This window comes from Microbacterium marinum (assembly GCF_014204835.1).
Classification (GTDB): Bacteria; Actinomycetota; Actinomycetes; order Actinomycetales; family Microbacteriaceae; genus Microbacterium; species Microbacterium marinum.
In genome coordinates, this window is record NZ_JACHMD010000001.1 from 1880889 (window position 1) to 1897290 (window position 16402).

A 16402-nucleotide genomic window follows, 5' to 3' on the forward strand; every position below is an offset into this window, starting at 1 on the left:
GAACAAAAGACTCGCACGCGGCCCGGCGGAATGTTGCTTTGTGTGGGAAAGAGTTGTAACGTGTGGCTCACTCGAGGAGGACCACATGTACGCAACGGAGCGGCAGCAACTCATCGCGCAGCTCATCGCCTCCGACGGCCGCGTCGGTGTCGTCGAACTCGCTGAGCGATTCGGCGTGACGACCGAGACCGTCCGGCGCGACCTGGCAGCACTCGAACGCGACGGCATCCTTCGACGCGTGCACGGCGGGGCCGTCAGCCGCTCCCGTGCCAGCACCGCCGAGCCTTCGCTCGCCGAGCGGTCGGCACGTCGAGGGATCGTCAAGCAGAAGATCGCCGACGCCGCGCTCGCGCTGCTCGGGGACCAGCTCGACGGCGCCTTGTATCTGGATGCCGGAACGACGACGGCGGCCATCGCCCAGCTCGTCGCGGCCGGCGGACATGCCCGGCCAGGTCTCGAGGTGGTCACGCACTCCATGACGGTCGCGCAGACCCTCGCCGGTGTCCCCGAGGTGGGCCTCACCGCGATCGGGGGACGGGTTCGCGGTCTCACCGCGGCGGCCGTCGGCGCGCAGACGGTCGAGGCGATCGGGCGTCTGCGTCCTGACATCGCCTTCATCGGCACGAACGGTGTCGCGGCCGGCTTCGGTCTCAGTACGCCCGATCCGGACGAAGCGGCGGTCAAACGCGCTGTCGTGGCCTCGGCGCGACGCGTTGTCGTGGTCGCCGATTCGGAGAAGTTCGACGCCGAGTTGCTCGTGTCGTTCGCTCCGCTGTCAGACGTGGACGTGCTGATCAGCGACGCCGAGCCCGCGGGCGAGCTCGCGGACGCTCTCGACGACGCCGGTGTGGAGGTTCTCGTCGCATGATCGTCACCGTCACCACGAATCCGTCCCTCGACCGGACCGTCTCTCTCCAGGCGACGCTCCAGGTCGGCGAGGTGCAGACGGCGACAGGCTCGCGCGAAGACGCCGGAGGAAAGGGCATCAACGTCGCCCGCGTCATCGGGGCCGCCGGTGTGCCCACCGTCGCCGTCGTGCCGCTCGACTCGGCGGACCCCTTCGCCGCGGCGCTTCGGAGCGCGGCTCTGCCTGTTCGCGCGGTCCCTGTCGCGGGCACTGTCCGCAGCAACATCACCATCGCCGACGCCGCGGGCGTGACGACCAAGATCAACCTCCCCGGTCTCAGCCTCGCCGAATCGGATGCCGCTGCGCTGACGGCTGCGGTCGTCGACGCGTCCGAGGGAGCGGACTGGCTCGTGCTCGCGGGTTCCCTCGCTCCCGGCCTCCCCGATGACTACTACGTTCAGCTCATCCGCGCCGTCCGGGAGCGGTGGGGGGCCAGCTCACCCGCGATCGCCGTCGACACCTCCGGCCCCGCGCTCCGCGCCGTCGTCGAGGACGGTCGTCCCGACCTGATCAAACCCAACGACGAGGAACTGTCCGAGCTCATCACCACGGAGTGGGACACGACGGTGTCGCTGCCCGACACCGTTCGGCAGGCCGCCGCGTCGCTGGTCCCCGCCGCCGTGGGTGCGGCGCTCGTGACACTCGGCGGCGACGGCGCCGTCCTCGTGAGGGCCGACGGCGCCTGGCACGGGACTCCGCCGCCCACGACCGTGCGCAGCACTGTGGGAGCGGGTGACAGTTCCCTCGCCGGGTACCTCCTGGCCCTGACGGCCGGCGCAGGCCCCCAGGCGGCGCTGCGCGGCGCCATCCGCTACGGCTCCGCCGCGGCATCCCTCCCGGGCACCCAGCCGCCCACACCCGACGACCTGCCGAGCGGCGACGTGCCCGTTCGGCGACTCGACCAGATGAACAACCCGACCACTGGAGGTCACCGTGACTGAGATCATCACCGCGGAGCTCGTCAGCATCGACGAACCGCTCGGCGCCGATAAGCGCGCCGTCATCGAGGCGCTCGCCCAGCGCGTCGCCGCGCAGGGCCGTGCGGACGACGCCGCCCGGCTCGCCGCGGACGCCTGGGCGCGCGAGGAGAAGGATGAGACCGGGCTCCCCGGAGGCATCGCGATCCCGCACGCCAAGAGCGCAGCGGTGACGCAGGCGTCCCTCGCCTTCGCCCGCCTCGCCCCTCCGGTCGACTTCGGCGCACCCGACGGGGGAGCCGACCTCGTCTTCCTCATCGCCGCGCCCGACACCGCCGCGGAGGAGCACCTCGCGGTTCTCTCGAAGCTCGCTCGGAGCCTCATGCGCGACGACTTCACCGCAGGGCTCCGACAGGCGACCACGGCGGAAGAGGTCCTCGAGATCGTCCGCGGCGCGATCGCCGACGACCCGGCACCGGCATCCGCGGCACCCACCTCGCGACGCGAGGCGGCCGCCGCGGCATCCCGCAGTGAAGGTGCCCTCACGATCGACGGGCGACCCGCCCGGATCGTCGCCGTCACCGCCTGCGCAACGGGCATCGCGCACACGTTCATGGCGGCCGACGCCCTCACCGCGAGCGGTGCCGCCGAAGGCGTCGATCTCGTCGTCGAGCCCCAGGGATCGAGCGGGTACAAGGCGATCGATCAGCGCATCATCGACGAGGCGGACGCCGTCATCTTCGCCGTCGACGTGGACGTCCGCGAGCAGGCCAGGTTCGCCGGAAAGCCGGTCGTCCGCTCCGGCGTGAAGCGCGGCATCGAGCAGCCGGCCCAGCTCATCGCGGAGGCCGTCGCCGCGGCATCCGACCCGACGGCTGCACGGGTGAGCGGCACCGCGGCCGCCACGTCCGCCGACGCCGCACCGCGGGCGTCCCTCGGCGGCAGCGTGAAGCGCGCCCTGCTCACCGGTGTGAGCTACATGATCCCGTTCGTCGCGGGCGGCGGTCTGCTCATCGCCCTCGGATTCCTGCTCGGTGGCTACAACGTCACCGACAACGCGCAGAACGTCGTGCTCAGCAACACGCTCTGGAACCTGCCGACGACCGACATCACCTCGTCACTGGGCCCCCTCGGGCAGTACCTCGGCTCCGTCGCGTTCGTCATCGGCAACGCGTCGATGGCATTCCTCGTCCCTGCCCTCGCGGGGTACATCGCCTACGGTCTTGCCGACCGGCCCGGCATCGCGCCCGGCTTCGTGGCCGGGTCGGTTGCGGGGCTCATGGGTGCGGGCTTCATCGGCGGTATCGTCGGCGGTCTCCTCGCCGGGCTCGCCGGCTGGTGGCTCAACAGCCTCGACACCCCGCGTTGGCTGCGCGGCCTGATGCCGGTCGTCATCATCCCTCTGCTCGCCTCGATCTTCGCCTCCGGACTCATGCTCCTCGTCCTCGGCGGTCCGATCGCCTGGCTGATGAGCGTGCTCACGACGTGGCTGAGCGGCCTCACCGGCACGGGGGTCATCATCCTCGGCGTCGTCCTCGGCCTCATGATGTGCTTCGACCTCGGTGGCCCGATCAACAAGGTCGCCTACGGTTTCGCGACGGCGAACCTCGCCGCCGGGATCGCCGGCGACGACCGCTACCTGCAGATCATGGCGACCGTCATGGCAGCCGGTATGGTGCCGCCGCTGGCGATGGCACTCGCCTCGACCGTGCTCGGCCGGGGTCTGTTCACGGGCGCTGAGCGCGAGAACGGCAAGGCGGCCTGGCTGCTGGGCGCAGCCTTCATCTCCGAGGGCGCGATCCCGTTCGCGGCGGCGGACGTGTTCCGCGTCATCCCCGCGGCGATGGCCGGCGGCGCCGTGACCGGCGCGCTGTCGATGTTCTTCGCGGTGACCGCGAAGGCCCCGCACGGCGGTGTGTTCGTCTTCTTCGCGATCGAGAACTTCTGGCTCTGGCTCCTCTCGATCGCGATCGGAACCCTCATCAGCGCGGTCCTCGTCGTGGTCCTCAAGCGCTTCGCGCGGCGGACCCCGATCGCCGCGGATGTGTCCGCCGAACCCGTCACCGCATAGTCTCGATACACCTACTCAAGGAGGAACACCCATGGCCGAACGGACCGCAACCGTCGCGAGCAGCTCAGGCCTGCACGCCCGTCCCGCGAAGCTCTTCGTGCAGGCGGTCAAGGAGACCGGCGTGCCCGTCACGATCGCCGTCGAAGGCGGCCCCGACCTCAACGCCGGCAGCATCCTCACCCTCATGGGGCTGGGTGCCACCCAGGGCACGGTCGTCACGCTGAAGGCCGAGGGCGACGGCGCGGACGCCGCCCTCGACAGCCTGGTCGCATTCCTCGAGACGGATCACGACGCCGCCTGAACGATCAGACGCTGAACGACGGATGCCGCGGGGGAGAACCCCGCGGCATCCGTCGTTCGTCGTCTCAGACGTCCGTGGCTTCGCCCGGTTCGAGGACCAGGAACTCCCCGTCGTTCTGCTCGGTCGCCCAGCGGAGCCGGTCGCGATGCATGTCGAGTCCGATGCGGGACAGTGTCATGTCGTGCGTGCCGAACGCCCGCCGTGGGCCGACGGCGAGCACATAGTCCATCGCGTCGCCGATCTTCAGCCAGGGCGCTCCGACGGGGGCGGCCAGCAGAGCGACGTCGCGGCCCTCCGGAACGGCATAGGAATCACCGGGGTAGTAGAAGGCGTCGTTCACGAGCACGCCGACGTTGTCGATGACCGGGATCGACTCATGGATCACGCTGTGCGTTCCGCCGAAGAACTCTAGTCGGAAGGGTCCGACATCGACCGTCTCGCCGGGAGCGACGATCGAGATGTCGTAATCGGATGCCGCGGCAGCAAGCCCGGCGGGCCCCATGATCGGCGTCCCGGGCGCGTCGGCGAGGATCTGGTCGAGCTGCTTCGGCGTCCAGTGATCAGGGTGCTCGTGGGTCAGCACCACGCCGACGAGATCGGTCAGGTCCTCGAGCGGGAGAGTGAAGGTGCCCGGGTCGATCAGGAGGGTCTTGCCCTCGGAATCGAGGCGGATGCAGGCATGTTCGTGCTTCGTGACGCGCATGGTCCCAGTCAACCCAGCCGGCGCGCCGGGGGCAAGCGGCGTCCGATTTGGCGTCCGCTCTCAGCCCATGGCATACTTGAACGGTTGCCTCCGGAGCCCGGAGGAAACGAAAAGTACGGCCCCATCGTATAGCGGCCTAGTACGCCGCCCTCTCACGGCGGTAACGCGGGTTCGAATCCCGCTGGGGTCACCAGATGACGAAGCCCTCGACCGATCGGTCGAGGGCTTCGTCGTTCACCCGCGGTGATCATGCGCCCAGGCGGGCCGTCATTCGCCGTCGGGCCCCGTGCGGGGTGCGCGTCGCCGCGAGCGAACTCTCGCGATCAGCCAGATCACGACGGCGACGAGGGCGAGTGCTGCCAGCCAGGGGAGCAGGAAGCCGAGTCCGATGACGAGCCCGTTGAGTGTGGCGACGAGGGCGCTCCATCCGGTGCCCAGTCCGTCTCCGAATCCGGCCGGGTCGGCCTTCGCGACCGCGTCGGGCTGGACGAGCGAGACGGTGAGGCTCGACAGTGCCACCTGATCGTCCAGGACTGCGAGCTGGCCTCGCAGCGAGTCGAGTTCGGCCTGCCGCTCGGCCAGCGCGTCTTCCGCGGCGAGGAGGTCTGCGGTCGTGTCGGCCTCCGAAATCAGTTTCCGAAGACGATCGACGGATGCCGCGAGCGCGTCGACTCGCGCACGCAGGTCCACGGCCTCCGCCGTGACATCGTCACGCTGGATCTCCGACGCGCGGACGTCTCCGAGATCGCCGAGATCGGAGATGAGGCCGGTGAGCGCCGAGGCCGGCACCCTGACGGTGAGCCAGGCGTCATCCGTCGAGTACTCGGGATACGACAGGGAGTCGATGCTCTGATCGGATCCCGCGTCCGCACCGTCCGCTCGGATGTTGAGCGACTCGACGTAGCCGCCGGCTCGCTCGGCGAGCTCGGTCACCTCGTCGGCCGCCGCGGCTGCGTCGTCGACCTCCAGAGAGACGGTCCCGGTGGCGATCACCTCGCGCGTGGTGGAGGTCGCGCTGGGCGTGTCCGCCTGGCCCGCGGACTCCTCATTCTCGGGCGCGACGGCACCGCTGTCGCTGTCGCCGCCGAGATCGTCCCGGCTCCACGACGCCCCCTCGTCTGCGGCGCCCTCGGCACCCGAGCCGGCCACGCCGATACCCAGCCCGCCGCCGCCGAGGGTCGGGCCGATCACGGCGGCCACCACGAGCACGGCGGCGGCCGCACCGCTGGCCGCCCACGCGCGCCGTCGGCGGGTGCGCCGCCGTGCGTCGGCTCCACGCCGCTCCACGCCGATGTCGCGGAAGAGGTCGCGCTCGATCTCGTCGAGACGGGACTGCGTCAGCTCGGGCAGGTCGACATCGTGACTGTTCATGAACCCTCCGGTTCGACGACACGGCGCAAGCGCGTGCGGATTCGGGAGAGACGATTGCGGACCACCGCGTGGGACACACCGAGCTGCTCGGCAGCGGCCTGGTAGGCGTGCCCCTCCGTGGCGCACAGGCGGAAGATGTCCTGGTCGAGGGCGGACAGGGTGCCGAGTTCTGCGATCACCCGCTCCACCAGCGCCGAGCCGATCACCTGATCCTCGACGTTCACGATCGCGGGGATCGTCTCGTCGATCGCGGCGGCCGTATGTGCGCGGTCGCGTTGCTGACGGCGTATCCGATTCGCGCTCTGGAAGCGGCAGATCGTGACCAACCACGGCAGGAGCGACTCGCTCACGAGGTCGAGCGTGCCGATCTTCCGCCACGCGACCAGAAAGGTCTCCTGCATGACGTCCTCCGCATCGGCTGTGCTCCCGACCAGGCCGTGGGCGATCCAGTACACCGGTCGGGCGTAGGCGCGATAGAGCTCGCGGAAAGCCGCTTCGCTCCCGCCGGCGGCGGCAGCGACCAGTTCCGCGTCGGTACGTCCGACCGCTTCGCTCATCGCGCCCTCAATCGTTCTCTCAGCGGGGGAGTGTCGCATCCGGCTCGATCGTCTCACAGCCGATGCTGCCGGTACGCTGGTTCATCGAGAGGGAGTATCCCGCTCTCGCGCGTCCGTCATCACGACCTCCCTCCAGCGGAGATCCGGGCCCGCGCCGCCGCCGGCGGGGGAGAGACTCTCGGCATCCCACGTGAAAGGCTCGTATGGAGCTCCCTGTCGCATTCGAGGTCGGCTCGCTCGTCGTCCTGATCCTCATCCTGGTCGCCGACCTGCTGCTCATCATCAAGCGGCCCCACGTGCCCTCGACGAAGGAATCGACGCTGTGGGTCGTGTTCTACGTGACCCTCGCTCTGCTGTTCGCGCTCCTGATGTGGGTGTTCGCGGGCGGTGAGTACGCCGGGCAGTTCGTGGCCGGATGGCTGACCGAGTACAGCCTGTCGATCGACAACCTGTTCGTGTTCGTGCTGATCATGAGTCAGTTCTCGGTGCCGCGGAAGTCGCAGCAGAAGGTGCTGATGGTGGGCATCATCATCGCGCTGGTGCTGCGCGGCATCTTCATCCTGCTCGGGGCGGCGATCATCGAGCAGTTCAGCTGGGTCTTCTACATCTTCGGCGCGTTCCTCATCTACACCGCCTGGCGCCAGGCGTTCCCCGGTGAGGAGCACGAGGATGAGGTGAAGAAGGAGAGCTTCGTGGTCCGCCTGCTCCGGCGGACCATCCGGATCAGCGACGAGTATGACGGGGCGAAGGTCCGGACGGTCATCGACGGCAAGAAGGTCTTCACGCCGATGATCATCGTCTTCGCCGCCCTCGGCGTGACCGATCTGCTCTTCGCGATCGACTCGATCCCGGCCATCTTCGGGATCACTCAGAGCCCCTTCATCGTCTTCACCGCGAACATCTTCGCGCTCATGGGGCTGCGTCAGCTGTACTTCCTGCTCGGCGGTCTGCTCGATCGGTTGCGGTACCTCCACTACGGCATCGCGTTCATCCTGGCCTTCATCGGCGTCAAGCTCGTCTTCCATGCGATGCACGAGAACGAGCTGCCGTTCATCAACGGCGGGGAGCACATCGAGTGGGTGCCGGTGATCTCGACCTGGATGTCGCTGGGCGTCATCATCGCGTCGATGGTCGTGGCGACGGTTGCGAGCCTCGCGGCCTCCCGACGCGACGAGATGCGCGCGCCCACGCCGCCCCGCGCGGCGCAGGCCGTGGCCGAAGAGAAGGGCGCACCCGCGGGCGTCGACCCGAAGCCGGAGGAGCGAGAGGACCGCTCGGGCGCCTGAGGACCCGGGTATACACTGCGTCGCCCGATTACGCCAGAGCCCGTCGATGTCGGGGTCCTGTGCTTAGGTAGCACCCGTGGAGGTGCGCCGGTGATCGAATTCCGCTCCGTCTCGAAGCGATACCCCGATGGGACCGCTGCCGTCGACGACTTCAACCTGGTGCTTCCCGCGCACAAGACGACTGTCTTCGTGGGGTCGTCGGGCTGCGGCAAGACAACGCTCCTGCGCATGATCAACCGCATGGTGGAGCCCACCGCGGGCACGATCGAGATCGACGGTGAGGCCATCTCGCAGCGGGATGCCGTGGCCCTGCGGCGCAGCATCGGCTACATCATGCAGAACGGTGGATTGCTTCCGCACCAGACGGTCGCCGAGAACATCGCGACGGTCCCGATCCTCAACGGCACCGCTCGACGGGACGCGCGGGGCCGCGCTCTCGAGCTGCTCGATGTCGTCGGGCTCGATCGCCGGGTCGCGGACCGCTACCCCCACCAGCTCTCCGGTGGCCAGCAGCAGCGCGTGGGTGTTGCGCGAGGCCTTGCCGCTGACCCGAACATCCTCCTCATGGACGAGCCCTTCGGGGCCGTCGATCCCATCGTCCGGGCGGAGCTGCAGCGCGAAGTCAGCAGACTCCAGCGCGAACTCGCCAAGACGGTCGTCTTCGTCACCCACGACATCGACGAGGCGTTCCTGCTGGGCGATCAGGTCGTCATCCTCGAGCGGGGCGCGAAGATCGCCCAGGTGGGCACCCCGAGCGAGATCCTCGAGACCCCGGCATCCGAGTTCGTCGCCCGCTTCGTCGGTGTGGACCGCGGAAGGCGGGCCCTGCACCTGAAGCAGACGGCCGGCGGCACCGTCGTGGTGGACGCCGAAGGGCGCACGCAGGGCGCTCTCGTCGACCCGGACGCCCCCGCCGAGTGGGACGAACGATGAGCGAAGGCGCACGTCCGTGACCTGGGTGCTCGAGAACCTCGATCTCATCTGGGCGCTCTCTCTGGAGCACATCCGGCAGAGCCTGATCGCGATCGTGCTCTCGTTCCTCATCGCGATCCCGCTCGGCGCGGTGGCGTGGCGGTTCCGCCTCGTCCGCGGCCCGTTGCTGACGATCACCGGTCTGCTCTACACACTGCCGTCGCTGGCTCTGCTGGTCCTGCTGCCCACCGCGCTCGGCATCAGCCTGCTGAGCGAACTCAACCTCATCATCGCGCTGGTCCTCTACGGCGTCGCCCTCATGGTGAGGGCGGTCGCCGAGGGCCTCGACTCCGTCGACCCGGATGCGCGGCTGGCCGCCGTCGCGATGGGATACGGGTCCGCCCGCAGATTCGTGCGAGTCGACCTCCCGCTGGCCGGGCCGGTGATCCTGGCCGGTCTGCGCGTCACGTCGGTCTCGACGATCGCGCTGGCGACCGTCGGCATCCTGGTGGGAACGACCAACCTCGGCTACCTGTTCACCAACGGCTACGGCAGACGGATCATCGAGGAGATCCTCGCGGGAATCGTCGCCGTTGCGCTCATCGCCGTCGTCGTGGATGTCCTCCTCGTGCTCCTGGGGCGCATCGCGCTGCCGTGGACACGGCGCGCCTCAGCGCGGCCCGTGGTGGTGGCAGGAGGAGCGGCATGAACCTCATCGCCGACGCGCTCGCGTGGATCTTCAGCGGAAATCCCGGAGGCGGCCTCGTCTCCATCCCGGTCGCCTTGGGCCAGCACCTCGCCTTCTCCTTCATCGCCGTCGTCATCGCGGCGCTGATCGCCGTTCCCGCCGGCTGGGCCATCGGTCACACCGGACGCGGTCGGGACATCGCCGTCGCGATCTCCGGCGCGGCGCGCGCGATCCCGTCCTTCGGGCTGCTCCTGCTGCTCGTGCTCCTCCTCGGCGTCCTGCACAAGCCGGAGGCCGCGATCGTGACGTTCGTGCTCCTGGCCATACCGTCGCTGCTTGCCGGTGCCTACACCGGCCTGGAGGCGATCGATCGCTCGACGATCGATGCGGCGCGCGCCGTCGGCATGACCCCCTGGCAGGTCCTGTGGCGCGTGGAGGTGCCCCTCGGCCTGCCGCTGCTGCTGGGTGGGTTTCGCGCCGCCACACTGCAGGTGGTCGCCACCGTGACCATCGCGGCGTACACCAACTTGGGCGGGCTCGGCCAGTACATCATCACCGGTCTTCCGCTCCGTCGGTTCGACATGGTCCTCGGGGGTGCGCTCCTGGTCGCCGTCCTGGCCCTCGTCCTCGACGCGCTCTTCGCCCTCCTGATCGCCTTCGCCCTTCCTCGGGGCGTGCGCGCCGCGTCACGCCGACCGGATCGGTCGACGCGGCGGCGCCGCATCGCACCCGCGGCAGCCTGAGATCCCGACCCACACTCCTGCACAGCACACACAGTAAGGAAAGAGCATGACCACACCCCGCACCCGCGTCGCGAGCCTCGCGGCGCTCATCGCCGTCGGCGGCCTGGCCCTCGCCGGCTGCGCTTCGTCGAACCCCCTCGACACGCCCAGCGACGAATCCTCTGAGGGATCGACCGACACCATCGTGATCGGTTCGCAGGCGTACTACTCGAACGAGATCATCGCCGAGATCTACGCCCAGGCCCTCGAAGGCGCCGACTTCACGGTCGAGCGCTCGTTCAACATCGGCCAGCGTGACGCCTACCTCCCGTCGCTCGAGAGCGGTGAGATCTCCCTGTTCCCGGAATACAGCGGCAACCTGCTGCAGTTCTTCGACGCCGAGACCGAGGCGCGGAGCCCCGAAGACGTCTACACGGCGCTCGGCGAGGCCCTACCCGACGGACTCACGGTCCTCGAACAGTCCACGGCGTCGGATCAGGATTCCTACACCGTGACGCGGGAGTTCGCCGAGAAGTACGACCTCACCACGATCGCTGACCTCGCAAACGTCGATGAGGCGCTGACCCTCGGTGGACCGCCCGAGCTCGCAGAGCGCCCCTACGGACCCACCGGTCTGAAGGACGTCTACGGCATCGACGTCGAGTTCAGCGGCACGGGCGAGACGACGGTCGAGGAGCTCGTGGCCGGCACCGTGAACGTCGCCAACGTCTACACCGCCGACCCGCGCATCCAGACCGAGGACCTCGTCATCCTCGAAGACCCGGAAGCCCTCTTCCTGGCCTCGAATGTCGTCCCGGTGGTGAGCGAGTCGATCGCCGACGAGATCGCCGACGTCATCAACCCAGTGAGCGCCGCCCTCACGCCCGAGGGCCTTGTCGCCCTCAACGTGAAGTCCACGGTCGACAAGCAGTCCGCTGCCGACATCGCCGCCGCCTGGCTCGAGGAGAACGGTCTCAGCTGACCTCTCGCACGAAGGGCCGGGAACCTTGGTTCCCGGCCCTTCGTGCGTCGTGCGCCCCGCTCGTCCGTTCGGTCAGAACGGACGGAGGTTCGCTCGGAGGGAGCCGGCGTACTCCGATCGGAGGATGCCGCGTCGGCGGAGGATCGGGACGAGTTCGTCGAGCGTGCGATGCACGGTGACAGGGTGCAGATCGCCCCAGAGGAGCACACCGTCGTTGCCCCACGTGCCGTACTCCTCGATGCGGTCCGCGAGCTCCCCGGCGGTGCCGACCCACCCGGTCCCGTCGGCCAGGCGGCCGAGACGGGCGTGACCGGCGAGGATCGTCCTCAGCGGTGCGTCGGGTCCGTGATCGCCGACCAGGCGGCGGATGCTCCCGTGCGAGACATGGTCGCCGAAGACGGTGATGTCCAGAGGTGCGTCGAGATCCAGCGCCGTGAGGTCGGTCTCGAGGTCGCTCGACTGCTTCTCGGCGATGACGGCGAGCTTTTCGTCGCTGGGGGAGTGGGATGCCGCGACGAGGCGGTCCGCCTCCTCCGCCGAACTGACGAGCACCGGCTGGATCGCGAAGAGCACGGTCACGTCTTCGGGCTGTCGCCCGGCCGCGATCGCGGCGTCGCGGATGCGGGCGCGGTAGGCACGGACGGATGCCTCGTTCATCGGCGCGAGCGCCAGCTGGACGTCGGAGTTCGCGCCGGCGAACCCGAGGCCTCGGCCGGACCCGCCGGGCGACACGACGACGGGCTCACCGTCGGTGAACGGGATGGCGTTGAGGGGGCCGTCGAAGTCGAAGTACTCGCCGCGGTGCTGCGTGTGCGCGAGGCGGGAGCCGTCGGCGTATCGCCCCCGCGCGGGGTCGGCGATGAGTGCCTCCTCGGGCCAGCTGCGCCAGAGATCGCGGACGCCGCCCAGCCATTCCTCGGCGCGGTCGTACGCGGCATCGTGGCCGAGCTGCGGCGCGGCGCTGAAGTGTCGCGCGCTACCGGTGTCGGTGACGACGTTGAGCGCCAGCCGGTGCCCGCTCAGGTGTTGCAGCGTCGCGAATTGGCGCGCGGCGGTGTACGGAAGGTACGCCGCGGGGTTGACGGTCGGCGCGATGCCGAGGTGCTGCGTCGCCGCGAAGAGGTACGGCGCGAGCAGCAGCGGGTCGAGCTTCGGGCCGCCGAACGCCTGACGCACGCGCAGATCGATCGTCGTGGGGGATCCGAGCGACGGGGCATCCTCGATGATCAGCAGGTCGAACCCGGCCTGCTCGAGGGTCCGGACCGAGTCCTGGTAGAGCTCGGGACTCGTCCAGCGGTAGTTCCAGTCCAGGTACGGGTGCCCCCAGCCGTGCGGTCCGAACCCGCGAGCGAGGAACCAGCCGAAGTGCTGCTGCCGGCTCATGCGACGACCTCGATGTCGAAGCGTTCGCCGATGGATGCCGCGGCGCGCAATCCCGCATCGAGGTCGGCGATCAGGTCGTCGACGTCCTCGATGCCGATGGACAGGCGCAGGGTGCCGGGCAGGATGCCGTGCGCTTCGCGCTGCTCGGGGCTTCGGCGCGCGTGGCTGGTGGTTCCGGGGTGCAGCACGAGGGAGCGCACGTCACCGAGGTGGGTCATGTGCGTGATGACCTGCAGCGCCTCGACGAAGGCCCGGGCCTCGTCGATCCCGCCGCGGAGCGTGACGGTGAACACCGAGCCGTACCCGCCGCTCAGGTATCGCTTCGCGATGTGGTGCGTGGGGTGGCTGGCAAGTCCGGCGTGGGCGACGGAGGCGACTTCGGGCCGGGCTTCGAGCCATTCCGCCACGGCCAGTGCGTTGGCGGACTGCCGTTCGACGCGGAGGCTGAGGGTTTCGGTTCCCTGTCCGATGAGGAAGGCGTTCAGCGGGGACGGTGTCGGGCCGAAACGGGGCGCGACGCTCTCCCGCAGGTACGCGATGCGGGCGTGCCCGCCGTGGCGCTCCCAGAGACCGGCCTCGCCTGAGGGGGATGCCGCGAGGTGGGGGAACAGCGCGCCGGAGCGGGCGGCGTCGAAGCGGCCGTCGTCGACGATCACTCCGCCGAGGACGGCGCCCTGTCCGGAGAGGAACTTGCTGGCGCTGTGCACGACGATTGCGGCGCCGTGTTCGATCGGCCGCACGAGGTACGGAGTGGCGAACGTGTTGTCCACCACGAGCGGAATCCCGTGCTCGTCGGCGATCGCGGCGACGGCGGCGATGTCGAGGACGTCGTTGCGCGCGTTGGCGATCGACTCCGCGAACAGCAGTCGGGTCCGGGAGGTGATGGCGGCGCGCCACGCGTCGGGATCCGCGATCTCGTCGACGAAGGTGCTCGTGACTCCGAGGCGGGCGAGGTTCTCGAGGAGGAGTCCGCGCGTGCCCTCGTAGATGTGGGTGGAGCTGACCACGTGGTCGCCCGCCGTGAGCAGTCCGAGAAGCGCCACCGAGATCGCCGCCTGACCGCTGGCGAGCAGCAGCGCCTCGGCACCTCCCTCCAGGGAGGCGAGCTTGCGCTCGACGGCATCCACCGTCGGATTCCCGGTCCGCGTGTAGCCGAACCCGTCACCGGCACCGAAGTGCGCAGCGGCGTCGTCGAAGGAATCGAAGGTGAAGCCGGCGGTCAGGTGGATCGGGAGGGCACGGGGCCTGGCCGCCGTGGCATCCGATCCGATGTGCACCTGCCGCGTCGTGAATCCGCTTCTGATCGGCTCCGTCACGGTCTGCTCCCTTCTCCCAGCCCGCTCAGCCTCGCACGGCGCCCGGAGGTGCCCACACTCGTGCGTCGTTGTGTGACGCCGGCGGGGAGAGGTCCGGGTGCGACGCCGGTGGTAATGTCGCCTCATGCGGATCGCTCGCCTCCTCCTTAGCGGCCGCGGCGGGAGCTCGCTCTGAGCCCTCTCCCGTCGCGGAGTTCGTTGCGGGCTTGATCCCCTTCCTGGAGAACGAGAGAGCATGAGCATTTCCGTACCCGACCGCCCCCGTACCCTCGCCGAGAAGGTCTGGGACGACCACCTCGTCGTCAAGGGCGAGGGCGGCGAACCCGACCTGATCTACATCGATCTGCACCTCGTGCACGAGGTCACGAGTCCTCAGGCGTTCGACGGCCTGCGTGCCGAGGGCCGCCCCGTCCGCCGCCTCGATCTGACGATCGCCACCGAGGACCACAACACCCCGACGTGGGACATCGACAAGCCGATCGCCGACCTCACCAGCCGCACGCAGATCGACACGCTCCGCCGCAACGCCGAGGAGTTCGGCGTCCGTCTGCATTCGCTGGGCGACAAGGAGCAGGGCATCGTCCACGTCGTCGGCCCGCAGCTCGGCCTCACCATGCCCGGCGTCACCGTGGTCTGCGGCGATTCTCACACCTCCACGCACGGCGCGTTCGGAGCGATGGCGTTCGGGATCGGGACGAGCGAGGTCGAGCACGTCCTGGCCACCCAGACGCTGCCGCTGAAGCCGTTCAAGACCATGGCGATCACGGTCGAGGGCGACCTCAAGCCCGGGGTGACCGCGAAGGACGTGATCCTCGCCATCATCGCCAAGATCGGGGCGAACGGCGGACAGGGATACGTCCTCGAGTTCCGCGGCTCCGCGATCCGCTCCCTCTCGATGGAGGGGCGCATGACGATGTGCAACATGTCGATCGAGGCCGGAGCCAGGGCCGGCATGATCGCGCCCGACGAGACGACCTTCGCCTACGTCAAGGACAAGCCCCACGCGCCGCAGGGTGCCGATTGGGATGCGGCGGTCGAATACTGGCGCACCCTGCCCTCCGACGAGGGCGCCGTCTACGACGCCGAGGTGTTCCTCGACGCCGACGAGCTCGAGCCGTTCGTCACCTGGGGCACGAACCCCGGTCAGGGCGTGTCGTTGAGCGGTGTCGTGCCCACGCCCTCCGCCATCGCCGACCCCAACGAGCGCGCGGCCGCGGAACGGGCGATCGAGTACATGGACCTCGTCCCGGGCACGCCGCTGAAGGACGTGTCGGTGGATGCCGTCTTCATGGGCTCCTGCACGAACAGTCGGATCGAGGACCTGCGACAGTTCGCCTCGCTCATCCAGGGCCGTACCAAAGCGCCCGGTGTGCGGGTCATGGTCGTGCCGGGGTCGGCGCGTGTGCGGCTCGAAGCCGAGGCGGAGGGTCTGGACAAGATCATCACGGAGTTCGGCGCGGAATGGCGCTTCGCGGGCTGCTCGATGTGCCTCGGGATGAACCCCGATCAGCTCGCGCCGGGAGAACGCTGCGCCTCGACGAGCAACCGGAACTTCGAGGGTCGTCAGGGCAAGGGCGGGCGCACGCACCTCGTGTCGCCGCTCGTGGCCGCGGCGACCGCCGTGCTCGGCCGGCTGGCGAGCCCGAGCGATCTCGACGCACTCGTCGGAACGGAGGCCTGAACATGGATGCATTCACCCGTCACACCGGTGTCGGCGCCCCGCTGAAGCGCTCTGCGGTGGACACCGACCAGATCATCCCCGCCGTGTACCTGAAGCGGGTCACGAAGACGGGCTTCGAGGACGCCCTGTTCGCCAACTGGCGACAGGACCCGGAGTTCATCCTCAATCAGGAGCCGTACCGAGCGGCATCCGTGCTCGTCGCCGGTCCCGATTTCGGCACCGGCTCCAGCCGCGAGCACGCCGTCTGGGCACTCCGCGACTACGGATTCAAGGTCGTGCTCAGCACGAAGTTCGCCGACATCTTCCGTGGCAACGCGGGCAAACAGGGGCTGGTCACCGGTGTGGTCACCGACGACGTCCTCGAGGCGATCTGGGCGGCGCTCGAGGCGCAACCGGGGCGTGAGATCACCGTCGACCTGGAGACACGCACCGTGCAGGTCGGCGACGTCCAGGCCTCGTTCGAGATCGACGATTACACTAGATGGCGGCTTCTCGAAGGACTCGACGACATCGGGCTCACGCTGCGCAACGAAGACAAGATCGCGCAGTTCGAGGCGCGCCGCGAGGCGTGGCGGCCGCGGACACTCCCCGTCCTCTAGCCGGAA

At 69.3% G+C, this 16402-nt stretch carries 16 protein-coding genes and 1 tRNA gene; 12 read left to right on the forward strand and 5 right to left on the reverse strand.

Annotation, left to right across the window (positions count from 1 at the left end):
• Positions 1 to 85: 85 nt before the first annotated feature.
• Genes BKA24_RS09250 through BKA24_RS09265 form a run of 4 tightly spaced genes read left to right on the forward strand, consistent with a single transcriptional unit; the run spans position 86 to position 4196 of the window.
• A complete protein-coding gene (locus BKA24_RS09250) occupies positions 86 to 868 on the forward strand; it encodes a DeoR/GlpR family DNA-binding transcription regulator (protein ID WP_184217367.1) in 783 nt (260 codons plus the stop codon).
• The gene (locus BKA24_RS09255) at positions 865 to 1848 is read left to right on the forward strand and encodes a 1-phosphofructokinase family hexose kinase (protein WP_184217369.1); all 984 of its coding nucleotides are present in this window, start codon (positions 865 to 867) and stop codon (positions 1846 to 1848) included. Before BKA24_RS09250 ends, BKA24_RS09255 begins: the two co-directional genes overlap by 4 nt.
• A complete protein-coding gene (locus BKA24_RS09260) occupies positions 1841 to 3895 on the forward strand; it encodes a fructose-specific PTS transporter subunit EIIC (RefSeq protein ID WP_184217371.1) in 2055 nt (684 codons plus the stop codon). Before BKA24_RS09255 ends, BKA24_RS09260 begins: the two co-directional genes overlap by 8 nt.
• A 31-nt stretch (positions 3896 to 3926) precedes the next feature.
• Positions 3927 to 4196 carry an HPr family phosphocarrier protein gene (locus BKA24_RS09265; RefSeq protein WP_184217373.1) on the forward strand — a complete coding sequence of 90 codons (270 nt, stop codon included), beginning with the start codon at positions 3927 to 3929 and terminating at the stop codon, positions 4194 to 4196.
• A 64-nt stretch (positions 4197 to 4260) separates the two neighbouring features.
• Here BKA24_RS09265 and BKA24_RS09270 read toward each other — a convergent pair whose 3' ends face one another.
• Positions 4261 to 4899: an MBL fold metallo-hydrolase gene (locus BKA24_RS09270; protein WP_184217375.1), complete on the reverse strand. Its 639-nt coding sequence runs from the start codon at positions 4897 to 4899 to the stop codon at positions 4261 to 4263.
• Between the two features lie 117 nt (positions 4900 to 5016).
• Between BKA24_RS09270 and BKA24_RS09275 the strand changes: the two genes are divergently transcribed.
• Positions 5017 to 5092: transfer RNA gene (locus BKA24_RS09275), tRNA-Glu, on the forward strand.
• 74 nt (positions 5093 to 5166) lie between these two features.
• On the opposite strand, the gene BKA24_RS09280 is transcribed toward BKA24_RS09275, so the two are convergent.
• Both BKA24_RS09280 and BKA24_RS09285 read right to left on the reverse strand, forming a co-directional pair.
• Positions 5167 to 6270 (reverse strand): DUF4349 domain-containing protein, encoded by a 1104-nt coding sequence (locus BKA24_RS09280; protein WP_184217377.1) that lies wholly within the window; start codon positions 6268 to 6270, stop codon positions 5167 to 5169.
• Positions 6267 to 6827 carry an RNA polymerase sigma factor gene (locus BKA24_RS09285; protein WP_184217379.1) on the reverse strand — a complete coding sequence of 187 codons (561 nt, stop codon included), beginning with the start codon at positions 6825 to 6827 and terminating at the stop codon, positions 6267 to 6269. Before BKA24_RS09285 ends, BKA24_RS09280 begins: the two co-directional genes overlap by 4 nt.
• A 203-nt stretch (positions 6828 to 7030) precedes the next feature.
• On the opposite strand from BKA24_RS09285, the gene BKA24_RS09290 reads away from it, so the two are divergent.
• The 5 genes from BKA24_RS09290 (at position 7031) to BKA24_RS09310 (ending at position 11417) form a co-directional block, all read left to right on the forward strand.
• Entirely contained in the window at positions 7031 to 8113 is a 1083-nt protein-coding gene (locus BKA24_RS09290) for a TerC family protein (protein ID WP_184217381.1), read from the forward strand.
• Between the two features lie 90 nt (positions 8114 to 8203).
• Complete coding sequence (locus BKA24_RS09295) at positions 8204 to 9046, forward strand: ATP-binding cassette domain-containing protein (protein ID WP_184217383.1); 843 nt, start codon at positions 8204 to 8206, stop codon at positions 9044 to 9046.
• A 16-nt stretch (positions 9047 to 9062) separates the two neighbouring features.
• A complete protein-coding gene (locus tag BKA24_RS09300) occupies positions 9063 to 9734 on the forward strand; it encodes an ABC transporter permease subunit (RefSeq protein ID WP_184217386.1) in 672 nt (223 codons plus the stop codon).
• Positions 9731 to 10456: an ABC transporter permease gene (locus BKA24_RS09305; RefSeq protein WP_184217388.1), complete on the forward strand. Its 726-nt coding sequence runs from the start codon at positions 9731 to 9733 to the stop codon at positions 10454 to 10456. Before BKA24_RS09300 ends, BKA24_RS09305 begins: the two co-directional genes overlap by 4 nt.
• Before the next feature lie 46 nt (positions 10457 to 10502).
• Complete coding sequence (locus BKA24_RS09310; protein WP_184217389.1) at positions 10503 to 11417, forward strand: ABC transporter substrate-binding protein; 915 nt, start codon at positions 10503 to 10505, stop codon at positions 11415 to 11417.
• Positions 11418 to 11489: 72 nt separating this feature from the next.
• On the opposite strand, the gene BKA24_RS09315 is transcribed toward BKA24_RS09310, so the two are convergent.
• Positions 11490 to 12800, reverse strand: coding sequence for an LLM class flavin-dependent oxidoreductase (locus BKA24_RS09315; RefSeq protein ID WP_184217391.1), 1311 nt, complete (start codon positions 12798 to 12800; stop codon positions 11490 to 11492).
• On the reverse strand, positions 12797 to 14116 hold the full coding sequence (locus tag BKA24_RS09320) for an O-acetylhomoserine aminocarboxypropyltransferase/cysteine synthase family protein (RefSeq protein ID WP_343066047.1): 1320 nt from the start codon (positions 14114 to 14116) through the stop codon (positions 12797 to 12799). Before BKA24_RS09320 ends, BKA24_RS09315 begins: the two co-directional genes overlap by 4 nt.
• A gap of 235 nt (positions 14117 to 14351) precedes the next feature.
• On the opposite strand from BKA24_RS09320, the gene leuC reads away from it, so the two are divergent.
• Positions 14352 to 15797: a 3-isopropylmalate dehydratase large subunit gene (gene leuC, locus BKA24_RS09325; RefSeq protein WP_184217395.1), complete on the forward strand. Its 1446-nt coding sequence runs from the start codon at positions 14352 to 14354 to the stop codon at positions 15795 to 15797.
• A 2-nt stretch (positions 15798 to 15799) separates the two neighbouring features.
• Positions 15800 to 16396: a 3-isopropylmalate dehydratase small subunit gene (gene leuD / locus BKA24_RS09330; RefSeq protein ID WP_184217397.1), complete on the forward strand. Its 597-nt coding sequence runs from the start codon at positions 15800 to 15802 to the stop codon at positions 16394 to 16396.
• Positions 16397 to 16402: the final 6 nt, after the last annotated feature.

What these genes read in the sequence shown, in the direction of transcription:
- BKA24_RS09270 (WP_184217375.1), bottom strand. Translation starts at nt 4,899, where the DNA reads ATGCGCGTCACGAAGCACGAACATGCCTGCATCCGCCTCGATTCCGAG.
- BKA24_RS09280 (WP_184217377.1), bottom strand. Translation starts at nt 6,270, where the DNA reads ATGAACAGTCACGATGTCGACCTGCCCGAGCTGACGCAGTCCCGTCTC.
- BKA24_RS09310 (WP_184217389.1), top strand. Translation starts at nt 10,503, where the DNA reads ATGACCACACCCCGCACCCGCGTCGCGAGCCTCGCGGCGCTCATCGCC.
- BKA24_RS09255 (WP_184217369.1), top strand. Translation starts at nt 865, where the DNA reads ATGATCGTCACCGTCACCACGAATCCGTCCCTCGACCGGACCGTCTCT.
- leuC (WP_184217395.1), top strand. Translation starts at nt 14,352, where the DNA reads ATGAGCATTTCCGTACCCGACCGCCCCCGTACCCTCGCCGAGAAGGTC.
- BKA24_RS09290 (WP_184217381.1), top strand. Translation starts at nt 7,031, where the DNA reads ATGGAGCTCCCTGTCGCATTCGAGGTCGGCTCGCTCGTCGTCCTGATC.
- BKA24_RS09265 (WP_184217373.1), top strand. Translation starts at nt 3,927, where the DNA reads ATGGCCGAACGGACCGCAACCGTCGCGAGCAGCTCAGGCCTGCACGCC.
- BKA24_RS09305 (WP_184217388.1), top strand. Translation starts at nt 9,731, where the DNA reads ATGAACCTCATCGCCGACGCGCTCGCGTGGATCTTCAGCGGAAATCCC.
- leuD (WP_184217397.1), top strand. Translation starts at nt 15,800, where the DNA reads ATGGATGCATTCACCCGTCACACCGGTGTCGGCGCCCCGCTGAAGCGC.
- BKA24_RS09250 (WP_184217367.1), top strand. Translation starts at nt 86, where the DNA reads ATGTACGCAACGGAGCGGCAGCAACTCATCGCGCAGCTCATCGCCTCC.
- BKA24_RS09285 (WP_184217379.1), bottom strand. Translation starts at nt 6,827, where the DNA reads ATGAGCGAAGCGGTCGGACGTACCGACGCGGAACTGGTCGCTGCCGCC.
- BKA24_RS09315 (WP_184217391.1), bottom strand. Translation starts at nt 12,800, where the DNA reads ATGAGCCGGCAGCAGCACTTCGGCTGGTTCCTCGCTCGCGGGTTCGGA.